Annotated in this window: 21 protein-coding genes; 5 read left to right on the plus strand and 16 right to left on the minus strand. The window is 66.7% G+C overall.

The features are described from left to right. Nucleotides 1-8: 8 nt before the first annotated feature. The 11 genes from SPF06_RS21340 to SPF06_RS21390 all read right to left on the minus strand — a co-directional run bounded on the left by SPF06_RS21340 (nt 9) and on the right by SPF06_RS21390 (nt 11,006). The gene (locus SPF06_RS21340; protein WP_323281177.1) at nt 9-896 is read right to left on the minus strand and encodes a fumarylacetoacetate hydrolase family protein; all 888 of its coding nucleotides are present in this window, start codon (nt 894-896) and stop codon (nt 9-11) included. A 199-nt stretch (nt 897-1,095) separates the two neighbouring features. After that, on the minus strand, nt 1,096-1,863 hold the full coding sequence (locus SPF06_RS21345; protein WP_323281178.1) for an alpha/beta hydrolase: 768 nt from the start codon (nt 1,861-1,863) through the stop codon (nt 1,096-1,098). 110 nt (nt 1,864-1,973) lie between these two features. Then, nucleotides 1,974-2,855 carry an SDR family NAD(P)-dependent oxidoreductase gene (locus SPF06_RS21350; RefSeq protein WP_323281179.1) on the minus strand — a complete coding sequence of 294 codons (882 nt, stop codon included), beginning with the start codon at nt 2,853-2,855 and terminating at the stop codon, nt 1,974-1,976. Between the two features lie 144 nt (nt 2,856-2,999). Next, entirely contained in the window at nt 3,000-3,977 is a 978-nt protein-coding gene (locus tag SPF06_RS21355) for a 3-hydroxyacyl-CoA dehydrogenase family protein (RefSeq protein ID WP_323281180.1), read from the minus strand. A gap of 2 nt (nt 3,978-3,979) precedes the next feature. Next, complete coding sequence (locus SPF06_RS21360) at nt 3,980-5,449, minus strand: M81 family metallopeptidase (RefSeq protein ID WP_323281181.1); 1,470 nt, start codon at nt 5,447-5,449, stop codon at nt 3,980-3,982. Continuing rightward, nucleotides 5,446-6,711: an aspartate aminotransferase family protein gene (locus SPF06_RS21365; RefSeq protein ID WP_323281182.1), complete on the minus strand. Its 1,266-nt coding sequence runs from the start codon at nt 6,709-6,711 to the stop codon at nt 5,446-5,448. The genes SPF06_RS21360 and SPF06_RS21365 overlap by 4 nt, the downstream gene beginning before the upstream one ends. Beyond that, complete coding sequence (locus tag SPF06_RS21370; RefSeq protein ID WP_323281183.1) at nt 6,708-7,148, minus strand: RidA family protein; 441 nt, start codon at nt 7,146-7,148, stop codon at nt 6,708-6,710. The genes SPF06_RS21365 and SPF06_RS21370 overlap by 4 nt, the downstream gene beginning before the upstream one ends. 109 nt (nt 7,149-7,257) lie before the next feature. Continuing rightward, nucleotides 7,258-8,433 carry a mandelate racemase/muconate lactonizing enzyme family protein gene (locus tag SPF06_RS21375; RefSeq protein ID WP_323281184.1) on the minus strand — a complete coding sequence of 392 codons (1,176 nt, stop codon included), beginning with the start codon at nt 8,431-8,433 and terminating at the stop codon, nt 7,258-7,260. A gap of 13 nt (nt 8,434-8,446) precedes the next feature. Beyond that, the gene (locus tag SPF06_RS21380; protein WP_323281185.1) at nt 8,447-9,238 is read right to left on the minus strand and encodes a creatininase family protein; all 792 of its coding nucleotides are present in this window, start codon (nt 9,236-9,238) and stop codon (nt 8,447-8,449) included. A gap of 14 nt (nt 9,239-9,252) precedes the next feature. Then, on the minus strand, nt 9,253-10,113 hold the full coding sequence (locus SPF06_RS21385; RefSeq protein ID WP_323281186.1) for an amidohydrolase family protein: 861 nt from the start codon (nt 10,111-10,113) through the stop codon (nt 9,253-9,255). Then, nucleotides 10,110-11,006, minus strand: a complete 897-nt coding sequence (locus SPF06_RS21390; protein WP_323281187.1) for an NAD(P)-dependent oxidoreductase — start codon at nt 11,004-11,006, stop codon at nt 10,110-10,112. Before SPF06_RS21390 ends, SPF06_RS21385 begins: the two co-directional genes overlap by 4 nt. Nucleotides 11,007-11,097: 91 nt before the next feature. Here SPF06_RS21390 and SPF06_RS21395 point away from each other — a divergent pair, with 91 nt between their 5' ends. From SPF06_RS21395 to SPF06_RS21410, 4 genes are all read left to right on the plus strand, one after another. After that, nucleotides 11,098-11,994 (plus strand): dihydrodipicolinate synthase family protein, encoded by an 897-nt coding sequence (locus SPF06_RS21395; protein WP_323281188.1) that lies wholly within the window; start codon nt 11,098-11,100, stop codon nt 11,992-11,994. Between the two features lie 176 nt (nt 11,995-12,170). Then, nucleotides 12,171-13,451 (plus strand): mandelate racemase/muconate lactonizing enzyme family protein, encoded by a 1,281-nt coding sequence (locus SPF06_RS21400; RefSeq protein WP_323281189.1) that lies wholly within the window; start codon nt 12,171-12,173, stop codon nt 13,449-13,451. Nucleotides 13,452-13,486: 35 nt separating this feature from the next. Continuing rightward, complete coding sequence (locus tag SPF06_RS21405; protein ID WP_323281190.1) at nt 13,487-14,821, plus strand: M20/M25/M40 family metallo-hydrolase; 1,335 nt, start codon at nt 13,487-13,489, stop codon at nt 14,819-14,821. 106 nt (nt 14,822-14,927) lie between these two features. After that, nucleotides 14,928-15,701 carry an MBL fold metallo-hydrolase gene (locus SPF06_RS21410; RefSeq protein ID WP_323281191.1) on the plus strand — a complete coding sequence of 258 codons (774 nt, stop codon included), beginning with the start codon at nt 14,928-14,930 and terminating at the stop codon, nt 15,699-15,701. A gap of 276 nt (nt 15,702-15,977) precedes the next feature. Here the strand turns inward: SPF06_RS21410 and SPF06_RS21415 are convergent, their stop codons facing one another. The 5 genes from SPF06_RS21415 to SPF06_RS21435 form a co-directional block, all read right to left on the minus strand. Beyond that, nucleotides 15,978-16,694 (minus strand): NAD-dependent epimerase/dehydratase family protein, encoded by a 717-nt coding sequence (locus tag SPF06_RS21415; protein ID WP_323281192.1) that lies wholly within the window; start codon nt 16,692-16,694, stop codon nt 15,978-15,980. A 108-nt stretch (nt 16,695-16,802) separates the two neighbouring features. Next, complete coding sequence (locus SPF06_RS21420; protein ID WP_323281193.1) at nt 16,803-18,539, minus strand: peptide ABC transporter substrate-binding protein; 1,737 nt, start codon at nt 18,537-18,539, stop codon at nt 16,803-16,805. Further along, nucleotides 18,536-20,284 carry an ABC transporter ATP-binding protein gene (locus SPF06_RS21425; protein WP_323281194.1) on the minus strand — a complete coding sequence of 583 codons (1,749 nt, stop codon included), beginning with the start codon at nt 20,282-20,284 and terminating at the stop codon, nt 18,536-18,538. The genes SPF06_RS21420 and SPF06_RS21425 overlap by 4 nt, the downstream gene beginning before the upstream one ends. Then, nucleotides 20,284-21,180, minus strand: coding sequence for an ABC transporter permease (locus tag SPF06_RS21430; protein WP_323281195.1), 897 nt, complete (start codon nt 21,178-21,180; stop codon nt 20,284-20,286). Before SPF06_RS21430 ends, SPF06_RS21425 begins: the two co-directional genes overlap by 1 nt. Next, nucleotides 21,177-22,220 (minus strand): ABC transporter permease, encoded by a 1,044-nt coding sequence (locus SPF06_RS21435; protein WP_323281196.1) that lies wholly within the window; start codon nt 22,218-22,220, stop codon nt 21,177-21,179. Before SPF06_RS21435 ends, SPF06_RS21430 begins: the two co-directional genes overlap by 4 nt. Nucleotides 22,221-22,710: 490 nt before the next feature. Between SPF06_RS21435 and SPF06_RS21440 the strand changes: the two genes are divergently transcribed. Then, nucleotides 22,711-23,145 (plus strand): hypothetical protein (locus SPF06_RS21440; protein WP_323281197.1); only part of this gene is annotated, 435 nt, incomplete at its 3' end.

Consider the following 23,145-nt stretch of genomic DNA (forward strand, 5'->3'; position numbering starts at 1 on the left):
GCGGTCGCTCATTTGACCGGCCGCGCCGGGGATCCTGGCTCGGCCGCCGAGCGTACGAGCTGGCGCTGGTGGCCAAGCCCATCGATGCCGAGAGTCATCGTGTCTCCGGGGGCGAGGTATACGGGCGGTTTGAAGCCCATTCCGACTCCCGGGGGCGTGCCGGTGTTGATGAGGTCGCCGGGCTCGAGGACCATGAACTGGCTGAGGTACTGGACCAGGAACAGGGGGTCGAAGATCATCTGGGAGGTCGACCCGGACTGTCGCCTCATCCCGTTCACATCGAGCCAGAGCTCGAGCGCCAGCACATCCTCCAGTTCGTCGGCCGTGACGAGCCATGGTCCGCAGGGGTTGAAGGTCTCGGCCGACTTCCCTTTGGACCACTGGCCGGTTCCTTCGAGCTGGAATTCGCGCTCGCTCACGTCGTTGCTGATCACGTAGCCGGCGATGGATGCTCGCGCTTCGTCGGAGGATGACAGATAGGAGGTGCGCTTGCCTATGACGATGCCGAGCTCGACCTCCCAGTCGGTCTTCCGGGATCGTCGGGGGATCAGGACGTCGTCGTACGGGCCGACGAGCGTGTTGGGTGACTTGGTGAAGAGGATGGGTTCCTTGGGGATGTCCTGCTTGGTCTCGGCTGCGTGGTCGGAGTAGTTGAGACCGACGCAGAGAATCTGGTGGGGTCGCGCGATCGGAGCGCCGATCCGCTCCCCCGCGAATCGGGACCATTCCCCGGCGACGATCCTCTGCTCTACCGTCTGTCGAATGCTGGCTACGCCCGAGGCGAAGAACTGCTCGTCGAAGTCCTTCACGAGGTCGCTCACGTCGACGTAGCGATCGTCGTCGATGCGGACCACGGGTCGCTCGTGCCCGGGATTGCCGATGCGCATCAGTTTCATCGTCTGTTCCTTTCAGTTGCCCGTCTCGGTAAGGCCGGGGTGGATTCGGCTTTCTGGCCGAGGGGGCCGGGCGCCGCCGGTCCTCGGATTGGTCTGCGACGCGCGGCTGGGCTTCCGTCCGGGCCTTGGACCCGGCCTTTCCGGGGTAGCCGGGGTGCCCCTTTGGGAGCTGTGTCTGTCGGAGTTGGCTGGCCTGCGGCTAGGCGTGTGCAGGCTGTTCTGGGTCTGATGCCTGGGGTTTGGATGCGAGTGTGCTCAGGAATCGTTCGATGGCTGCGAGAGCTTCACGCTGTGGCGCGCCTTGGGTGGAGTAGAGGAAGCCGTGCTCCGTGCCCGGGATGAGCCGCACTTCTGCCTGTGTTCCCGACTTGCGCAGCTTCTGCGCCCAGGCGTGGACGTAGGAGTGCGGGAACACCTTCTCGTCCTCGGCGAGCAGGATCAGGAAGGGAGGCAGATCTCCGGTGACGTGGTGCTCGGGAGAGATGCTGCGGAAGGCGTCGGGGTGCATTTCGTAGGTGGTCCGGCAGAGCTTCTGCACAGATTCCTTGATTTGCGCTGGGATTCCCTCCCACTCCAGCAGAGTGCCGGGACCGTTGATCGGGATGCACCCGGAGGGTATACGCCATGGGCTGGCCAGTTCCGGTGCCCATGGTGCAGGGCCGGTCTCGGCCAGCATGGTCGCCAGATGCGCTCCCGCGGAGCTGCCCATGAGGACTGGTGCCCGTTCGCCGCGTTCGCCGAGCAGTTCGGCGAAGCGGAGGTATCCGGTGGCGGCGTCTGCCATCTTCTCGGCCATGGTGGATTCTTCGTCGGTGCGGTATCCGACGCTTGCACAGGGGTAGCCTCTGGCTGCGAACCACTCCATGACTTCGTGGAAGGCGTCGCGGCTGCCTGCGTACCACCCGCCGCCGTGGACGAGGCAGACAGCTGGCAGTCCCGTCGCAGTCTCCGGCAGGATCACGTCCACTGCCCGAGGTTCCTGGTGGGAGCTGTCGTAGAAGATGGTTCTGATGCTCATGGTCTGCTCCTGGTTCTGGGTGGCCGGCGAGCCGCCTGGGTCGGGCTTCGGCCTTCGGCTCAGTCGTGGGTCGGGTTCAGGTCGTGCAGAAGGGCAGTCGTGCCGCCGTCGACCATCAGCTCGGTGCCGGTGACCATGCGGCTGGAGTCGGAGACGAGGAAGGCTACAGCGTTTCCGACGTCGATCGGGCGCACCGGGCAGTGGAGTATCTGGCGGGTGTCGGCGAAGGCGAGGTGCCGGCTCCGAACTTCGGGGTCACCCGTCACAGGGTCCAGGTCGCCTTCCTGCCGGACAGCCCCGGGATGGACGACGTTGCATCGGATGCGGTCGGGACCGAGTTCGGTGGCCAGGGCCCGGCTCATCGCCACAAGGGCCGCCTTCGTCGCGGCGTAGAGTCCGTAGCCCGGGGCGGCATTGCGCGCGTGGACTGATCCGATGTTGACGATGCTCCCGCCTCCGGCCTCCGCCATGGCGGGGGCTACGGCGCGGGCGCACCAGAGGGCTCCGCGGACGTTCACGTGCATGAGCCGGTCGAACTGCTCCGGGGTTGTCTCCGTCAGGGGCGAATCAAGTCCGACTCCCGCGGAGTTCACAAGCCCGTCGATCCTTCCCAGGCGGGCAAGGACGCCTCCGACGCAGGATTCGACCGATTCCGTGTTCGCCACATCAACGGCGACTGCGGTTGCCTGGTGGTGGCCGAGACCGGCCAGTCGCGCCACAGTTCCCTCTGCTGCACGGAGGGAGCGATCGGCGACCACGACGTGGTAGCCGTGCTGTGCGAGGGCTTCGCAGATGCCCCAGCCCACGTGCGGTCCTCCGCCACCGGTGACGAGGCACACCTTCCCTGGCTCTTCCGGCCGGTTGGGGCCAGCCGTGTCAGTCCCGTGGTGCACGATCGGCTTCCCGGCATTCCGGAGCTGTCCGGCTTCGGTCAAGGCCATTGGTCCTTCCTACGCGAGGCCCACACGCCCTGGCGGGATGTGTGGTGCCGCCTTCGGGCGACTGTAGCGCTGTCCGGGCGGGTTTGCGCCGGTCGGGAGGGACGATCATGGTCTCTTCCGGTCGGGGCTTGCAGCGGGCGGCGATCATGGCAGGCGTTCGCCGCCCAGCGCGTTCAGGATTCCGTGGAGGAGCCGCGTGTGGGCCCGTTCCCGGTCCCCCTGTTCCCAGTCCAGGAGCCCTTGGCCTGCCTTGGCGCCGAGGCGGCCTCCGTCGACTGCGGTGGTGAGGATCTCCGGGGGGGAGCTGGCCGCGGACAGGCTGGGCAGGACGTAGTCCATGATCGCCCGGACGAGGTCGAGACCGATGAAGTCGGCATTCTCGATTGGTCCCATGGCAGCAAGGCGCAGGCCGAAGGTGTTCCTGGCCACCAGGTCAACGGACCCGGCGTCGCAGACGCCTTCCTCGACGAGGTTGAGCGCCTCGCGCCAAAGGGCGAACTGGAGGCGGTTGCCGATGAAGCCCGGGACGTCCTTCCTCACAGTGACAGGGAGCTTCCCTGCTCCCTCCAGCCAGGCGATGACGGCGTCGGTGACGGCATCGGAGGTGTGCTCGCTGGGAACGACTTCGACGACAGGAATCAGGTAGGGCGGGTTCCACCAGTGTGCGCCGACGACGCGTACACTGTGGGGGCTTCCCGCCGCGATGTCGCCGATTCTCAGCACCGAGGTGTTCGTGGCAAGTACCGCCTCCGGGTTGCACCGGTCGATCTGGGCGACAACGTTCCTCTTGAGCCCGAGGTTCTCCGGGGAGGCTTCGAAGATGACCTCGACTCCGGATACGGCCGCCTCCAGGGAACCGCTCAGACTGACTCGGTCCCCGGTGCTGGCTTGGGAGGTCGGCGCGTGCTGCCACCCTGCGATCTTCTCGAGGTTCGCGTCGATTCGGCGGTGCACGGAGGCGAGGGTGTCGCCGTCGGGGTCCCAGATGCGCACTTCGGAGCCGGCTGCTGCGAAGACCTGGGCGATCCCATGGCCCATGAGGCCCGCGCCGAGGACTGCGACGGAAGCTGGTGCTCCTGGGTTCCGTCGGAGGGCTGCGGGGGCTGCCGGCGTGTTCGGCATGGTCACGGCCTCGGTTCTGAGGCCGCTTTTCGGAGGGCCTCGACGTCCAGGGCGCAGGCGCCGGGGGTGTCCACTTCGATCACGGTTCCTGCGTCTTCGCCGTAGGCCGATCGCCAGGCGAGGGCACCCTTGGCTACGATGACGCTGGCCTGGGAGGGGTCGACGCCGGCGTGGGTGAACTGCTCGCGGTGGAATGGCGGCGTGGGTCGGGTGTTCACCAGCACGGTGGCCGCTCCGTCGCCGATCTCGAGCACCGCGGTGGGACCCATGCGGAAGGTCTGGCCGGTCATGTAGGAGCCCGAGGCCGTGTAGACGCCCGGGGTCGTCCTGGCCACTCGCGCGGTGACCTCGATCGGGGCCCCGTGCAGGCTGTCAGATTTCCCGCCGAGCCTGCAGGTGATGGTGGTGTCCTCCCCTGACGCGTGCGCGAGGGCGGCCACTTCGGGGTCGGCGATGATGGCCAGCGCCCCTCGGGCTCCGCGGTCCAGCAGCGCTGCCAGGAGTGCGGTGCCGTCGCCGGCCGATCCTCCGCCGATGTTGTCCGCGAGGTCGGCGAGGATGACGGGGGTGGTGGCATCCTCGGCCAGTGCTTCGGCGACGGCCTCGGCAACGGTGGGCCGTGTGACCTTGAACTGTTCGGCGCACGCGTCGATGTCGGCGACGACGGCTTCGGCGAGGTGCTCGGCGACCGATGTCCGGTCCTCGTCGTGGACCACCAGAGCGGATAGGCCGATGCGCTCGGGCAGGGTGTAGGCGAATCCGGCGCAGATGCTGACCCGCTCGGTGCCCATGCTTGCTTTCTGGTCCGCGCGGAGCCGGATGCCCTTCATGGGCTCGTCCGCGGTCCCCTGGGATGGGGGAACCGTCAGCAGGGGGGTTCTGCGGATGGCAGTGCGCAGCCGTCTCCCCTGCACGGCCTCGCCGATGAGGGTCGCGACCTCCAGGCCCCGGTCCCACATGTCCACGTGCGGGTAGGTGTCGTAGCAGATCACCACGTTGCATTGCTCGACGAAGGCGGGCGTCGGGTTGGCGTGCAGGTCCAGGACGGCGCCGACGGGTGTCTCCGGGCCGACGATGCTGCGGGCCGCTCGCACAGTCTCAGCCTCGACGTCGGGGAATCCCTCGGCGGTCATGGCGCCGTGCAGGTTCAGGAGCACTCCGGCAAGCGGGCCTTCCTGCATGGCCAGGGCGAGCCATTGGCGGAGGCGGTCGAGGAGCGCATTCATGACGTGGCGGGGAGCGGGCCCTCCGGGCCATGCTCCCGCGGAGAGCGTTGGAACGGCTTCGGCCTCCATCCTGTGGATTCCGTCGAGGAACCCTCCGATGACGGTCTTGACTCCGCGGTGGCGTCCGATGATGTCGTCGCCTTCGAGGAGCTCGTATTCGTCGAAGCGGTCCAGGGTGGCTGCGTGCGGGCCGTAGATGTTGGTCTCGTGCCACATTCCGGCCACGGCGATGCGCGGTCTGCTCATGCTGCGTCCTTCGAAACGACCGCCTCGAAGGCCTCGAGTGCCTTCTCCGCGTCGGAGGCATTGTGTGCCGCCGAGATGTACCAAACGCCGCGGCCGGCGACCCACAGGCCCTCCTCGGCGAACCGGTGGGACAGGCGCGCGTACCGGGCGAGGTCGAGCCCTGCGAGCTCCTCGTAGCAGGTGGCGGGGCTGGCGCTGGCGGGGTCCTTGGGGATTCCGAGGTGGAATGCGGCGTTCACTCCTTGGATGGCCAGCGGGAGGCCGTGGCGTTCGGCGATCTCGGCGAGTCCAGTGGTGAGGGTGGCGCTGTGGGCTGCGATCCCGTCGTACGGGGGCTGTTCCCTGAGGACTTTCTGGGTGGCCAGGACTGCCGCTGCGGCCATGGTGGATGCGTTGAAGGTGCCCGAGTGGTTCACTCTGCCGGAGGCGATGAGGTCCATGAGCTCTTTGCTTCCGGCCATCGCCGACACGGGCCATCCCCCGGCTACGGCCTTGCCGTAGACCGCCAGGTCCGGCGTCACGCCGAAGAACTCGGCGGCGCCGCCTCTGGCGAGTCGGAATCCGGTGATGACCTCGTCGAAGATCAGCAGGCTCCCGTTCCTCGTGCAGAGGGAACGCAGGAGCTCGAGGAATCCGGGGGCGGCGCGGATGACGCCGTTGTTGCACATGACGGGTTCGACGATGACGGCGGCGATGTGTTCGCCGTGCTCGGCGAAGGCGTTCTCGACCGCTGTCCGGTCGTTGAAGGGCACCACGATCCACTCTGACAGGCTTGCCTCGGATTGGCCCTCCGATGCGGGGGAGGTGGGCCCGGCCTGGAAGTCGATCAGGACATTGTCGAGCCATCCGTGGTAGGTGCCGCTGAACCGGAGGACGCGGCGTCGCCCCGTGGCTGCGCGGGCGAGCCTGAGGGCTCCCTGGTCGGACTCGGTTCCGGAGACGCCGAAGCGTACCTGCTCGGCCCATCCGATGGCTTCGACGAGTGCCTCGGCGGCTTCGATCTCCAGGGTGTGCTGGGCGCCGAAGACCATGCCCCTGGAGGTGGCCTCGGCGACGGCCGCGGTGACTTCGGGGTGGCCGTGGCCCAGGAAGGCCGGGCCTTGGCCGAGCAGGTAGTCGACGTACTCGCGGCCGTCGACGTCGAACAGGCGTGCCCCGGATCCGCGGGTGAAGCAGGTGCGGGGCGCGCTGAGCCTGACGTTGGAGGAGACTCCTCCGGGGATCACGGCTTCGGCGCGGGACCGCCAAGTCTCCGAGTTCATTCTGCTTCCCCGTTCCCGAGGCCCTGGGCGGGGGTGTCCCGTGCAGATCGTGCGGGAACCCAGAGGATCGCGTCGATTTCGACGGCGAATCCGGGGAGCGGGACCGGGACGGTGGTGCGCACCGGGTAGGGCTCGCTCAGCCGGGCAGCGCACACCTCGTTCCAGGCTGCGAAGTCGTCGAGGTCGTCCAGGTACCCGCAGATGCGCACGGTGTGGTCCAGGCTGGTTCCGGCCTCCTCGGCGATGGCCGCGATGTTGTCGAACACGGCGTGGGCCTGGTCCTCGAAGGTCTCCCCCTTGCGCTGCCCGTCGGGGCCGAAGGGTCCCTGTCCGGAGACGAAGAGGAGGTCCCCGACCCGGATCCCGGGCGAGTACGGCCCCGCGGGAGGGCCGATGCGGGTTGAGCTGACGCGCACTGGTCCGGGGTTCTCTGTCATGGCGTGGTCTCTCCAGGGGTGTGTGGTAGTCGATGCTGGGTGTTCGGCCCCCAATGTCCGTTCGTGGGGGCCTCGGACGCGGATGGGCGTGCTGAGCAGTTGGGCTTGGTCAGCGGGTCCCGTTCCGGTCGTACTCGTAGCGTGGGGGGTGCTTCTCGATCTCCTCGATGCGCAGGCGGGTGCCCAGCCCCGGGGCGTCGCTCACACGCCATTCGCCGTTGCGGACCTCGGGCGGGTTCTCCGTATAGCGGTCCCAGTAGACCGACTGCTCGGGGGTGATCATGGATTCAGAGATCATGAAGTTCGGCAGTGTGGCGGCGAGCTGCCAGGTGGCAGCGCTGGCGAGGGGGCCGAAGGGGTTGTGGAAGGCCATGGAGATCCCCTGTGTCTCGGCCAGGGCCGAGATCTTCTTGGCTGCGGTGATCCCCCCGCACCAGGCCACGTCCGGCTGTGCGACGCTCACGGCGCGCTGTTCGAGGAATGGCGCGGCGCCGTAGTGGTTGGCCCACCGCTCGCCCGAGGCGATGGGGGTGGTCGAGCGGCTGGCGACCTCGCGCATCCAGTCGGCCCTCTCGTAGGGCACCGGCTCTTCGATGAAGGTCAGGTTGAACGGTTCCAGTGTGTCAGCGAGCCGGAGGGCATTGGCGACGTTGAGGCGTCCGTGGCAGTCCAGCATGAACTTCACGTCCGGTCCGGCCTCCTCTCGGGCGGCCTCGAAGTACTCAGCGATCATGGGCCAGACCCAGTTCGGAAGCGCTTCGGTCTCGGTGAGCCGGGCCGGGATGGCCGCGGGCACGTCGTGGTGGACGCTGGAGACCTTGGTGTAGAAGCCGGGCAGGGTGGTCTTGATCGCGGTGAAGCCCTTGTCGAGCCGGTCCCTGATCTCCTGGGCGAAGAGCTCCGGGGTCTCCGTTGCCCTGGCGTGTGTGTACACGGGCACGGTGTCGCGGAATTTGCCCCCGAGGAGCCTGTGGACCGGGACGCCGAGGTCGCGGCCGTTGAGGTCCCAGAGGGCGTTGTCGAGAGCCGAGATGCCGATGGTCAGCAGTGTGCCGCCGAGGAAGGAGTCCCGGTAGAGGCGCTCGGAGTGCTGCTCGATGGCTGTCGGGTCCTTGCCAATCAGGTATTCACCGAGCTCCTCGATGAGCGCTGCGACAGTGCGGGATCTGCGGCGCATGCCGACCTCGGACTCGCCGACGACCCCGGAATCTGTCTCGATGCGGACGTAGTGCGCGTTGTAGTAGCCGAATTCGGCGACCCATTGGCGCACGGCGGTGATCTTCACGTGGATTCCTTCGTCAGGGACGCGGCCGGGAGGCGTGCGTCGGGGTACGTGGGTTCTCTGGCCTGCTGCGCGGCCGTCCCTCGAGGAACTGGAGGGCGAATGCCAAGGCGTTGGCGCTGGCCTCGGCGGCTATCCGCTCGCCTCGCTGGGCCGAGGCACGGCGCGGGTCGCCCAGGGCACCGGTCTCCGTCCAGGCGTCGAACCAGATCGGCAGGTCAACGGAGGCGTTCGTGGGTTCGGTGAAGTCGTCCTTGGCTCCGATCAGATGCGATTCGCCGATGCGGTCCGGCCTGAGGAGGCTTTCGTCCAGGACCATGGCAAGCGAGGTCTCGATCTCGCACGCGTGGTTCCTGCGCCAGCTCGGTCCGGCCTCGTCGGCGATCGCGTCCCGTGCCAGCTGGGCCCACATCAGGTGGGCGACCTGCATGCCGAAGTCGCGCAGTGCCTCCCTTGCCACCAGGCGGATGGCGTCGATGTTGCCTCCGTGGCCGTTGACGATGAGGACCTTGTCGATGCCGTGGTGGCGGATCGACTCGAGGATGTCCAGCAGCACCGCCCGCAGGGTGGTCGGCCGCAGTGTGAGGGTTCCGGCGAAGGGCAGGTGGTGCTCGGAGAGGCCATAGCCGATCTCCGGCAGTACGACGGCGCGGTCACCGAGGCCGGCGGCAAGCTCGGCGGCCAGTGCGGATGCCAGGGCCGTGTCGGTGCGCAGTTCGAGGTGCGGGCCGTGCTGCTCGGTGGCGCCGATCGGGAGGATCGCCACGGAGGCCCTGCGGAGCGCTTCTCGGGCCTCGTCGGTGGTCATGTGGGACAGCCGGTTCACAGTGGGCCTGCGCCTTCCGGTCTGCCGCCGGTGAAGGCGGTGGACTCTTTGACGTATCGGAGGGCGCTGAGACCCATGATCTGTGCGAGGTCGGTGTCGCCGACGAACGGCAGGGCGTCGTAGGCGTGCCAGACGGCCCTCCGGTAGTAGTCCTCGGGACGCTGCGGGTCCAGGTCGTTGCGGTTCCAGTCCCCCGCCCACATGATCCGGTGGGCGCCGAAGGCGGCCAGCGACTCCTTGAGGAACGGGTAGGCATCCTTGTGCGGATAGGGCTCGTCGCTGAAGTCGTAGTACCCCGACCACATCAGGTAGGTCCGTGGCCGACGGGACATCTCCATGAGGCGTTCGAGCTGCGCGGCCGAGTGGTGCCGGTAGCGGAAGAATGCCGAGTGCTCGAAGCGCAGGGCCAGCCCGGGGACTTCATCCAGCATCTCGGCGAAGGACGGCTCGAGGATGTCTTCGAGCGGCCCGCGCACCGATGCGGCCAGCCCTGCGGCGGCGATGGCACGCCAGGCTTCGTACGGGTCCGCACCGGCGGAACGGCTGCGGGCCTCGAGCCGGATGCCGGCGAACGCCCCATCGCGGGCCACCTTCTCGATGTCGGTGAGCACATCGGGACCGGCCATGTCGACCATCGCTATTCCGACGAAGCTGCTGGGGGCGGTGCGGACGCAGCCCGCAATGTAGGCGTTGTCGTAATGGCCCATGTACTGGACCAGGAATGCCCGATCCACCCCGCATTCCTGGGCGTCGTGCCAGTACTCCTCGAGTGGGCGGTACTTCTCGCGCCCGACATGGACGTGCGCGTCGACGACAGGGGTCCGGCCGGTGGGCTCGTCGAAGGACTGTGCGCTCACGGTAGCTCTCCGCCCCTCGGTGCGAGGGCAGCCATGGGAGCAAGCCTGGACCCGATCATCTGGGTCCCGACATTGCCGCCGAGAGAGCGTTCGACTTCGACGGCTGCGTCACGGGCCAGTTCCGCAAGGGGAAGACGGAGCCCGAGCCGCTCGCCCTCGCCGACGACCAGGTCGAGGTCCTTGCGCAGGTGGGAGACCTTGAAGCCCGGCGTCCGGTCGCCCGCGTCGAGGCGTTCGAGGACGAAGCGGGAAAGCGGCGATCCAGCGGCACCGGCCGAAAGGGACTGTGCCACATTCCGGATGTCGAGTCCGGCCCGCCGGGCAACGAGGAAGGCCTCCGCGCACGATTCGGTGACCGCGGCGACGACCAGCTGGTTCACGAGCTTGGCACACTGGCCTGCCCCGCTGCCTCCGTGGTGGACGACGACCCGGCCGAGGACCGAGAGGACGTCGCGCACCCGGTCAAGTGCCGAGGCGCTCCCGCCGACCATGATCGACAGGGACCCGGACTCTGCACCGAAGGGTCCGCCGCTGACGGGAGCATCCAATGCGTGGGCTCCCCTTTCGGACGCGGCGGAGGCCACCCTCTGGGCGACTTCCACCGACGACGTTGTCATGTCCACGAGGACCGCACCTATCCGCGTGTTGGAGGCCAGTCCGTCCGCAGAGAGATAGACCTCCTCCACGTCCCGGGGGCCGCCGAGGATCGTAAAGACGACCTCGCTGGTTCGGGCGAGCTCCCCGACACTGTTCGCGACTGGCAGGTCCAAGCCTGTCAGGGACGCGGGCGGGGAGCCCGAGCGCGTGTACAGCGTGACTTCGTGTCCTGCCTCGAGCAGGCGCCGCACCATGGGGGCGCCCATCAGGCCCGCACCTATCCAACCGATGTTCAAATCAGCTCAGCTCCTGAACTTATGTCCTAGGTCAGATCATAATGCTAAAATCGGCTGAGGATATCAACCCCCGAGCGATAGGAAGAGGACCATGGTCGGGATCAAGGTCGGATGGACCGGTGTCTACCCTGCCGCGCTCACCCATTTCACCCCAGGGGGCGAGGTGGACTACGACATGACTGCCGAGCATATCGACTGGCTGGTCGGCCAGGGAGCCCACGGGCTCATCGTCGGGGGCACCAGTGGGGAGTTCGTCGGCATGGACCTCGCCGAACACAGGCGACTGATCGACACCGCCGTTTCTGCCGTGGCCGGCCGGGTGCCGGTGATCGTGGGCAGCGGGCGGTACTCGACTGCCGAATCGGTGTCGCTGACCGAACATGCACAGCAGGCCGGCGCCGACGGTGTCCTGGTGGTCCAGCCGTACTTCCAGCGTCCCAACAGGCTCGAGGTGCTCACGCATTACCGCGCGGTGGGGAACGTGGGCATGCCGCTGATGGTCTACAACATCCCCGCCAATTCGGCGGCAGACCCAGTCTCGGTCTCCGACCTGGCCCTCCTCCACGCCGAGGGCGTCGCCCATGCGGTCAAGAGCACGCTGCCGACGGTGAACCAGATCCATGAGATCCGGATGGCGACGGACGATTCGTTCCGGGTCTTCTACGGCGGGATCAGCAGCCCGCTCGAGGGCTTGGCGGGTGGGGCGCATGCCTGGGTCAGCGGGGTGCTCAACGTGATCGTCCCCGAGGCCGTCCGGCTCTGGGACGCCATGGCTGCCTCGGACCTGGCCGCCGCCCGTGCGGCGTGGCAGCCGATCGCCCGGGTCGCGGGCTTGGTGTCCCAGTTCCGCGGCGAGGCCGGCGATCTCGCCGTCTACCGCGCGCTCCTGGGGATCATGGGGCGCCCTTCCGGGGCGAGCCGCGCGCCGCTGTTGGGGCTCACGCCGGATCAGGCGAAGCGCCTCGAGAGCGCTCTGGCCGCAGCCTAGGGCGGACGACCGGTCGGGTTGGCCAGTGCCCGGATGCCGGCCCGGGCACCGCCCGACCCGACCGGTCGCAGCCGGCCCGCGACAGCGGCGCCCGCCCAGAGGAGCCTCGCGAACTGGGAGAAGCGGAACATTGAACCGGCAGAAGCCGATTCCGACAGAGCATTGGAGCAGACCAGATGGCCGCAGCGGACAACCTCAGGATCCTCGACGTGAAGCGCACCATGATCCACCTCCCCTTCAGGGAACGGGTCAAGCCGTGGAACGACCTGCTGGTCTCGGGCTGGGGCCTCATCGAGGTACTAGAGGTTCACACCAATGCCGAGGGCGTTCTCGGGGTGGGTGAGACCCTTGTCGACTACACCTGGCAGCGCGTGACCGACGAGAAGATCGCCTCCGTCATCGGCACAAACCCGGCGGAGCATCTCTTCGACGACTCGCTCGGGGCTGGGCTCCAGATCGCGCTGCTGGATGCCGTGGGTCAGGCGCTCGAAGTGCCCGCCCACCGCCTTCTGGGGCTGCCTGCGGTCAGGGACTGGTGCCCCATCTCGTGGTGGAACACGAAGATGCCCCCCGAACTCCTGGCCCGGGAGGCGAGGCAGGCCCTCGACGAGGGCTACCTCGCGCACAAGTTCAAGGCCAGGCCGTGGTTCGACGTACGCGAGCAGGTGAAGGCCATCGCTGCCGCCACCCCGGAGGACTACCTCATCGACATCGACTGGAACGGGATGCTCCGCAGCCCCGGGGAGGCACTTCCGGTCCTGTCCGAGCTCGACGAGCTGCCCAAGATCGGCCTGTACGAGAGCCCCATCCGCCAAGACGACATGATCGGGCAACAGCAGCTGCGCGGCCGCATCCGCCGCCCGCTGGCCGAGCACTACCGCAAGGACCTCTTCCCCGTGTGGATGCGGGACGACGCGCTGGACGCCTTCGTCGCCGTGTGCACGCCGGGCATGAGCGGCATCTTGAGCCAGGGGATCACCGCTGCGGCGTTCAACAAGACCTTCTGGCTCCAAGTCGTCGGAAGCGGGATCACGACGGCCTTCACTACCCACCTCGGCGCGGTCCTCACCCACGCCTCCTGGCCGATGGTCACGGGAATGAACACCTTCGCCGACGATCTCATCGAAAAACCCCTCGCGATCGCCGGAGGCCACGTGAAGGTTCCGACTGAACCCGGACTCGGCATCACCCTGGACAGGAACGCCCTCGAACGGTACCGCGTCCCCCCGGCCTACCGCGTCCAGACGCCCCGGCACCTGCTCACCTTCAACACCGGGACCGCAGGGACCCGTATGTATGGCGACATGCTCCAGATGTGGGAGGACTGCCGGGTCAACCACAACGTTGCTGTCCAGCCGGTCGGGGCTAGCCTGGAGGTCCGGACCGACGACGGCTCCCCCGAATTCGACCGCATCTGGCGCAGAGCCCGCCAGAAGCCTATCTGGAGCTTCTCCTGAGCCGCAGTGATGCACGGGGAGCGGAATCGAATCCGATGACGGACCACACCAACCGGCCCAGTGCCGCCAGCGCACAGGACGAGGTCGCCAGGATCTGTTCCGACCTCATCCGCATCGACACGTCGAACTACGGCGACGGCAGCGGACCCGGAGAACGAAAGGCCGCCGAATACGTCATGGAGCAGCTGGCGGAGGTGGGCCTCGAGGGCACCCTCTACGAGAGTGCTCCCGGGCGGGCCACCGTTGCACTGAGGATGGACGGGGCGGATCCGACGCGGCCAGGTCTGGCCGTCCACGGCCACCTCGATGTCGTTCCCGCCGATCCCGCCGACTGGCGGGTCGACCCCTTCGCGGCCGAAGAGCTCGACGGCTGCATCTGGGGCCGGGGGGCAGTTGACATGAAGGGCATGGACGCGATGATCCTGGCTAACATCCGCCAGTTGGCACGCACCGGCACGAAGCCGGCACGTCCCACGACCTTCGTCTTCTTCGCCGACGAGGAGGCCGGTGGCCTGCAGGGAAGCCATTGGCTCGTGGACCGCCACCCCGAGTGGTTCGAAGGCGTGACCGAGGCTGTAGGCGAGGTCGGGGGGTTCAGCGTAACGCTGGGCAGCCCGGCAGGATCGCGCCGGGTTTACCTCCTTCAGACCGCGGAGAAGGGGATCGCCTGGCTGCGTCTGCGTGCCCGCGGCCGAGCAGGCCACGGCTCCATGCCGAACCAGGACAACGCGATCACCCACCTCGTCGAGGCCATGGGCCGCATCGCAGCCCACCCATGGCCGATCGAGTACATCGGCCCGGTCCGGGCCCTGCTCGAGGGCCTCAGCGACATCACCCAGGTCCCGTGGGCACCCGGGCCCGAGCCGCTCGTCGCAGAGCTGGGCCAGCAGGCGGGATTCGTCGCGGCCACCCTGAGGAACACAACCAACCTCACAATGCTCAGCGCGGGCTACAAGCACAATGTCATCCCCCAGACCGCCACGGCTGCGCTCGACTGCCGCTTCCTGCCCGGCCACGAGGAGTCTGTCATGGACACCATCCGCAGGCTCGCCGGCGAGCATGTGGAAGTCGAAGTCGTGCATCGCGACATCGCCCTCGAAGCCCCCTGGGAGTCCGACATCGTGGACGCCATGAGCCGCTCGCTTCAGCGGGCAGACCCCGAAGCAGACGTGCTGCCCTACTGCCTTTCGGGTGGAAGCGACGCCAAGGCCCTCGCGCGCCTCGGCATCTCCGGCTACGGATTCGCGCCACTGCGCCTGCCGCCCGACCTCGACTTCGCGCCTATGTTCCACGGCATTGATGAGCGCGTGCCACTCGACGCTCTCCGCTTTGGCACTCGAGTCCTCGGAGACTTCCTCAGGACATGCTGAGCACGCAGTCCCGGCGCAGGCGATCCCGACATCCCAACTCGGGATCAGGCGTGTCCCGACCTGCCGCTTGCGCCGGCCCTACGGCACCTGCCTAGGCGAGCTCGCAATGAACGCATCAATGCCGATTAGAGAAGAGCCAGACGAGCTGCTTGACTCGGCCGGTCCGCTCCCGGGCGATACAGCAGAGTTGTATGCGGTGCGGTACGGCGTCTCGCGTCTGAGTGAACGGCACATCTTTCGCGACGGCGACCCGAAGTCGATGAGGCCGATCGCATGGTCGTTCTACGTCGCACGCAAAATGGGCATCACCACTCTCGTCGACGTCGGGTTCCGCGACACAGCGACGGCCGCCCAATGGGGTGTCCGGTTACTGGACGTCGCGAAGGAGATGAGATCCATTCTCGATCCGCTTCGCGTGGACACCGTCTGCATAACGCACGGACATTTTGACCACGTCGACAACCTCGATCTGTACCCCAATGCGCGAGTGGTCGTCGCGGAAGCGACCTACCAGAGCATTCTCGCGAGTGGTTCACACGCCACTCGCGCAGCCATGCGCAGAGCTGAAGTGATCCGGACAACTGGGCAGGTTTCCGTCGCCGACGGCATGACCTTCTCCGTCGTCGACGGCCATACGCCAGGATCATCCGTAGTCACCGTCGGCAGGCGCCAGCGTGACTACGTCATTACCGGCGACGAGTGCTATCTCATCGAGAATGTGGAAGCTCAACGGCCTATAGGCGTGTTCTCGGACGCTGAACGGAATACAGGGTTCCTCGCGAAAGCCCTGAGCGAAAGGCTGATTCCGTTGCCGTCGCACGATCCGGAGGTATTCATTAGATACCCACTCGTCTCGCCGAACATTGCCCGCATATTCTGATCGACATCCTGGTCTGAGGGCCGAGGGATGCTCCGTCCGTGCGCACGAGTCAATGCCGACAGGGTGACGGCGCTCACCCGCACAACGCGGATAGTGGCGAACGCTCGCGAAGCACTGGTGTCGGAAGGACGTGCTCAGCCGTGACGGGGCGGCCGAGTTCGATGCCGTACGGGAGAGAGCGCACGGAAGACGCCAACCTGGGGGCCTTGCCTGAGAACTCGGCCGAGGCTCGCCCTCGTGATCAACAGTCGATCACCAGGGCGAGCCTCCTGTCCTTCAGGTGCGGCGCCTCGAACGCGGGACCCAACCGAGGACCTCGCGCGTCCGCGTCAGATCCAGGGATGTGTGCGCAAAGTCGCCGGCCACGGTGAACGTATCAAACCCGCCCTCGGGGCGGTGAGTCAACGCGGCAGCGAACGCGCGGGCGACGTCGGTGCCTGAGGTGACCACGTCGATGTAGCGAGGATCGTCGTACACGGCCCAGCTCTCGTCGTCCATTGGTCCGACCAGCCGTAGTACCACCACGTCGATGCCTTCGCGCTCAGCCACGGCGTGAGCGACCTGCTCGCCTAGTCGCTTTGTGAGGCCGTACACGTCAGTCGCCGCAGGGGGTGCAGACTGTTGTCGCGGATCAAGATAGTCTGCGAAGACCGACATCGAACTTGCCACGACCGCCTTGCTGCACCCCGCCGCGCTTGCCGCGACCAGGCATGTGTGCAGGCCCTTGATGTTGACGTCGAATTGCGATGCCGCCCACGTGGGGCTCGCGTTCCACCCCTGCTTCGACCCCATGGCCATGTAGATCATGGCATCGCAGCCCTTTACCGCGGCTTCAACCGCGGAATAGTCGGTCACGTCTCCGACGTAGACACGGACGCCGTCGACCTGTCCGGGATCCTGCAGGTCATAGATTCTCACGTCGAATCGCTCGGCCAGATACGGAACGGTCATACGACCGACCGCGCCGCTCCCGCCGACAACCAGCACCTTCATGGTCTTCCGCTTTCCATTGCGCTCGTACCAACTCCAGACAGCACCGAACCGTTGCCCGCCAGCTCATTCAGCCTTTTCATGCGGACAACGGTTCAGCACCGGACGCTACTAGTTCTCGATGGTCACACCCTTGAGGGAGTACACCGAACCGTAGTACCACGGCTTGAGGTTCTTGACCCGCGGCTTCACAAGCAGGTTGTAGCCGCCCCAGAGCACCGGAATGGTGTTGTAGGTCTCGTTCCGAGCTGTCTGGGCATCGACGAGCAGGCCGAGCTGCTTCTGGGGATCGGTCTCGCCGAGCGCCTTGTCCGTGAGGCTGATGACCCTGGCGTTCTCGGCGAGGCGGCCCTTGTCAAGGATCGCGGAGAGGGCCTTTGCATCGGCGCCCGCCGCCCTGGCCTGGGCGTACTGCTTGGACGCCTCGACGCTCATCATGTTGACGCCGTCCATCGCAGGGGCGGACCCTCGCGCGGTCAGTGCGTTCGAGAGCAGGGTGGGTGGGTTGAATCCACCTGTCTGTACGTAGAAGCCTACGTAGTCAGGACCGTGCAGCTCTGCGCGCTTGGTGCCGTAGACGCCGACTTCCTGAACATCGATCGTGACGTTGATGCCGAGCTTGTCGCGCCACATCTGCGCCACGGCCTCGACCCACGGGGTGCGCTGGTAGTCGAGCAGCGTGATTGTCGGCATACCCTTGCCGTCGGGATAGCCGGCCTGAGCGAGCAGTTGCTTGGCGTGGGATGCATCCGAAGGAATCGCCTTGAAATCAGGGCTCTGCTTCACGGCTGCGGGCACGAGCGACGGACCGGCTACGGAGGGCTTGGCGACCTTTGCGACCTCGTTGCGGTCGATCGCCTCTGCCAGCGCCTGACGGACGCGAACGTCTGTGAGCACCGGGTTCTGGCTGCTCATGACCACCAGCTGGCTCACCTGGTTGGTCGGCGAGCTGACGAGCTGAGCCGACACGTTGGACGACGTCACAGCACCAAGGTCTGCCTCGATGCGGCCCGTGATGTCCAGCTTGTCCTGCTGGTAGGCCAGCAGATCCGCAGTCGTGCCTCCGTCGTTGAAGGTGACGTTCACCGCGGTGATCGGGTAGTCCTTGGCGTCCCAGTACTTGTCGTTCTTCGTAAGGGTCGCACCCTGGTTCACGGTGAAATTGGTCAGCGTGTAAGCCCCGTTGCTCACCCAGTTCTTGGGCTGCGACCAGTCGGTGCCGTTCTTTTCGACCGCCTTCGGGTTCAGCGGGAGCGCCCAGTACGACGCGAGCTGCACCAGGAAGTCTGCGTTGGGCCGGTCCAGGGTGAGCACCAGCGTGCTGGAGTCCTTTGCCTCTACGCCGACGGTCGAGAAGTCCTTCGACGCGCCGGTCATGAAGTCCGCGGCACCCTTGATGCCGATTTGGGCGTTGTAGGACGGTGTCCCCTTGCCCGCAACGCCGGGGGTGAGGATGCGCTTGAAGTTCCAGGCGAAGTCTTCCGCGGTAACTGGGTCGCCGTTGGACCAGCGTGCGCCGTCCCGGAGGTGGAACGTGTACTTCAGGCCGTCGCTCGAGATGTCCCAGCTCTTCGCTGCTCCTTCCGTCACATGGAGAGGATCGTCCTTGTTGATCACGACGAGACCCTCGTACAGCCCGAGCATCAGGATCTGCCCGTACGAGGAGTTGCCGGCGACTGCGGGATCAAGCGTCGTCACCGGTATCATCGAGATGCGGAGGACGCCGCCTTGGCTGGCGTCTGGTCCTGGGGTCTTCCCGCTGAAGCTGCACGCCGACGTGGCCACAACCATTGCCAGCGCGGCGATCGCGGCGGCGAAACGCCAACGCCGACTGCCTCGAGTCTTCATTCCACTTCCTCTCTATGTGCGCGCACCAGGTGGCCCGGAGCGACTTCTCGGATCTCTCCGCCGTCGGCATCCGGGCCGACCGCGAGGTGCAATGGCCGAGCCGCAGACCTCACAGGGAGGACCGCTGAGATCAGGGCTCGGGTATATGGGTGCAGCGGGTTCGCGAAAAGCGCATCGCTGCCTGCTGATTCGACGATCCTGCCCGATCTCATCACCGCGATACGGTCGCTCATCCGCTGGGCGACCGCGAGGTTGTGGGTGATGAAGAGCATCGACAGATTCAGGGTGCTCTTGAGCTCGTCGAGCAGATCGAGCACCTGGGCTTGGATGGAGACATCGAGCGCGGAGGTGGGCTCGTCGCAGATGAGCAGATCGGGATCTAGTGCGAGCGCTCGAGCGATCGCGACCCGTTGCTGCTGGCCCCCGGAGAACTGGCGCGGATAGTCGCCTGCGCGCTCGGTGGGTAGTCCGACGAGGGCCATGAGTTCGAGCGCTCTGGCGTACCGGCGCCCCTTGCTCCCGACGCCATGGACACGGAGCGGTTCGGCGATGTTGTCGGCGATGCTGCGGTGCGGGAGCAGCGAACCAAAGGGGTTCTGGAACACCATCTGTGTGCGCCGGCGGAAGTCTCGTCGCGCGTCGCGTCGCATCTCGCTGACGTTGGCACCGTCGAACTCGACCACGCCGGCGTCCGATGCAATCAGCCCCATCGCGAGTCGAGCCAGCGTGGACTTTCCGCTCCCAGATTCCCCGACGACGGCGAGGGTCTCGCCGGGCGCGACGTCGATGTCGACGCCTGCCACGGCCAGCACATCGCCTCCGCGCCCGTGGAACGTCTTCTGGAGCCCTTTCGCATGCAGCAGCGGCGTCGCCGGCTGCGCGACGGGCGTGGCCGTCTCCGCGGCGAGTGGGGCGATCCGGATCTCAGGCGAGGAATTCGTGAGTTCGCGGGAGTACTGGGCGCGCGGGTGCGAGACGAATTCCTCAATCGGCGCGGTCTCGACGACCTTCCCGTGCCGCATCACGACAACGTCGTCGCACAGGTAGCGGGCGACTCCGAGGTCATGCGTCACCATGATGATCGCGAGCCCGTCTTCTCTCAGCTGCCTGAGCACGTCGAGCACCTGGCGCTGGACCGTCACGTCGAGAGCGGTGGTGGGCTCGTCGGCGATCAGCACTGATGGCTCGGTGACGATGGCCATCGCGATGGTCGCGCGCTGGCGCATGCCGCCTGAGAGTTGGAACGGATACATGTTGATCCGACGCTCGGGCTCGGGGATGCCGACTCGCCGCAGCGCTTCGACCGCGCGCTCGTGCGCCTCACGCTGACTGCAGACATGGTGCCAGCGGAGGTGTTCGGTCAGCTGTACTTTCAGCGTTCGTGTCGGGTTGAGCGCTGACAACGCGTTTTGGAAGACCATCGCGACTTGGCGGCCGCGCACTTGCCGGATCTCCTCGTCTGACAGCGTGAGCAGTTCGCGGCCTGCCAGCACTGCGGAGCCATGAACCTCGGCGCCCTCCGGGAGCAGCCGGAGAAGAGAGCGCATCGACACGGTCTTGCCGGATCCAGACTCGCCGACGAGGGCGACGGAGCGGCCGGGGAGCACGTCCATAGACAACGAGTGCACCGCCGAGGTGCTGTTGTCGCGGCCGCCGAAGCGCACCGAAAGGTCACGGATGGACAGTAGCGGTGCCTGCGCGACCAGTGGCTTCTCCGCCGACAGATGCAGTTCAGGGCCCGGCATCACAATCCCACCTCTTCATTCGAGTCGAACGCATCCCTGAGCCCATCGCCCACCCAGGTGAACGCGAGCGTGGTGAGTGCGAGCAGGGCGACCGGCGCCGCGATCAGGTGCGGGCTGGTGAGCACGTAGGTGTACCCGTCGAGGATCATTCCGCCCCAGGACGGAGTTGGCGGTGCGACGCCGAGGCCGAGAAGTGCAAGGCCGGACTCGGCGATGATCGCCGCGGGGATGCCGAAACTGGTCGCCACGAGCAGGGGCCCGACAGCCAGAGGAAGGATGTGCCGGACCACGATCGACGTTCCCGGAGTGCCGATGGCGCGTGCCGATTCGACGAATTCGAAATTCTTCAGCTTGAGGACCTGGGCGCGAACCAGGCGCGCCTGGGTGACCCACGAGGCCACTCCGATCGCGATCACAATCGACAGGGGCGAACGGCCCAAGACGACGACGAGAAGGACGGCGAACAAGTACGTCGGGAAGGCGAACATCACGTCGACGAATGCCATCAGGATCTGATCGGCCCGGCCACCCCGATAACCAGCCCAGAGCCCGATCGCGAGTGCCAGCGCGAGGGCAACGGCCTCTGCGCCGAAGCCGATCATCAGGGCGGTGCGCAGGCTGAACAGCAGCCGTGAGAGCACATCTCGTCCGAGTTCATCCGTGCCCAGAAGATGCCCCGCGCTCATCGGGGGCTGAAGCCGCCCCAGAAGGTCCTGCTCGGTGTACGAGTACGGCGCGATGACGGGAGCCAGTACAGCGACCACCACGAGGATCGCGATGAAGACAAGGCCAGTCATGGCAAGGCGATGCTTGCTGAAACGTGCCCATCCGCGTTGGAACTCGCTTCGCGGTCGAGGTGACGCTGTGTCACCGCGGTCGACGGCCGTGGCGGTCATGGGCGCTCTCCTTGAATCGCGCTGACGGATAGGCCGGCGGAGGCGGGCGCTGCCCGCTCGGGCCGGCGGCGAACGAGCCGGCGTCGCTGGGACGCTTGTTCGGCGTGCCTGATCCTGGGGTCCAGAAGCCCGTATGTAAGGTCCACGAGCAGGTTCACGAGCATGAGGATCAGAGCGAAGACGAGCGTGGTCGCCATCAACAGCGGCATGTCACGCGTGCGCGCCGCAAGCGTGAACAGCCGACCGATGCCAGGTATCCCGAGAAGGACCTCCACGAACACCGTTCCGATGGTCAGGCTCGCGAAGATAGGGCCGACCGCGGTCACGAGCGGAATCAGGGAGTTGCGCAGCACATGCCGCACGACGACGGTTCCGGGCTTCCCGCCTTTGGCGAGGGCTGCGACGACGTACTCCTCTCGGAGTGACTCGAGCATCGATGAGCGCACGTAGCGAGCGAGGATTGCGGTCGGATATGCAGCGAGAGCAATCACAGGAATGACGAGGTTCGCTGGGCTCTCCCAGCCACTGAGCGGAAGAACCCGCAGCCAGACGGAGAACACGAGGACCAGGAGAAGCGCGAACAGGTAGCCCGGCAGCGCCTGCAGGAGCGTAAGGACGAACATCGTGCCAGTGTCGGCCAGTCGACCTTTGCGCAGGGCGGCGATCACCCCGATCGGTACCGCGAGCAGGAGGGTCACGATGATCGCGAGGGTGGCGAGGGTCAGCGAGACCGGGAGTGCCTCTCCGATAAGGCTCTCGACGCTGTTCTGAGGGTACTTGTATGACGGGCCCATGTTCCAGACGAGGAACCCGCGCATGAACGTCACGTATTGCAGCCACGCCGCCGGGTCGCTGACGTGCGTAGCCTCGACATCCGTCTGTCCCGAAGTCGATCCGAGCGACGTGGCGCTGAGCGCGGACAACTGAGCGAAAGTCCCTGGGACGAGCTGCAGCATGCCGAACGTGATCAATGAGACCGCGAACAGCGACAGGACGAGGCGGACCACACGTCCGACCGCGTACCGGATCACGTTCGACACCTCGCGACGTTCTCGTCGCGATGGATCTTCACAGCCATGGGATCGACCTCTCTTCGGACAGAGGGCCTGTCGCACCGAGGCGGATAGCCGCGCCGTGCAGGCCCTCGTGAACAATGTATGAACACCTAGGTCCTAGGTCAAGTGTTGTCCGGCTACGGTCTTGTTGCGGCTCATCCGCATGGGCTCAGCGGCCCGGTGGGAATTCAGGAGCGATGGCTCTGCCCTCTTGCCAATCATCCCACCTAGGACCTAGGTTCAACGACAACGAATCGGGGACCGCCCGGTGCTTGTAGGCCTGGAGGCTGGGCCGGAGAACGAGGCGGGGCCAGCGAGCCCAGTCCAAATGCCTCCGGCAGCCGCGGGCGGCGCTGGTCCGATCATTCGGGCGGCGTGCATCTTCCCCGTTGCCGTTCCAGCCCACGAGGCCGATCCGGCGGGCGCACCCACCAATGATCGGAATTCTCTACGCCCCTCTGAGAGGACTAGCTGAATGGAACACAACAGGCGCAATGTCTTGCGGCTGATTGCCGGTGCCGCGATCGCGCCCCTGGCGGTTCAGGCGGCCATAACACCCGCGGTGGCCAGTGCACCGGATGCCCGCATCAGGCAGGCCACGGCCTCGACCGTGACCCTGGTCGCCAACGGAGCCGCCCAGGCCGTGGTCGTGGTGGCCGACGATGCCGATACCGTCACGCAGGCGGCCGCGGCCGACCTTGTCCGGGTCATCGGGATCGCCACAGGCGTCCAGCTGCCGCAGTCCACGTACTCTCTGGCCCAGTCCACGTATCCGACCCTGGTGCCGGTGAATGTCGGCCCGGTGCCGGGCAGCGCAGATGCGCCGCTCGTGCAGCAGCTCGACCAGGAGGGCTTCGTCATCCACGTGTGGCCGGACGCGGTGAACATCGTCGGGGCAACCTCTGCCGGG

This window comes from Sinomonas terricola (genome assembly GCF_034931225.1).
Classification (GTDB): Bacteria; Actinomycetota; Actinomycetes; order Actinomycetales; family Micrococcaceae; genus Sinomonas; species Sinomonas terricola.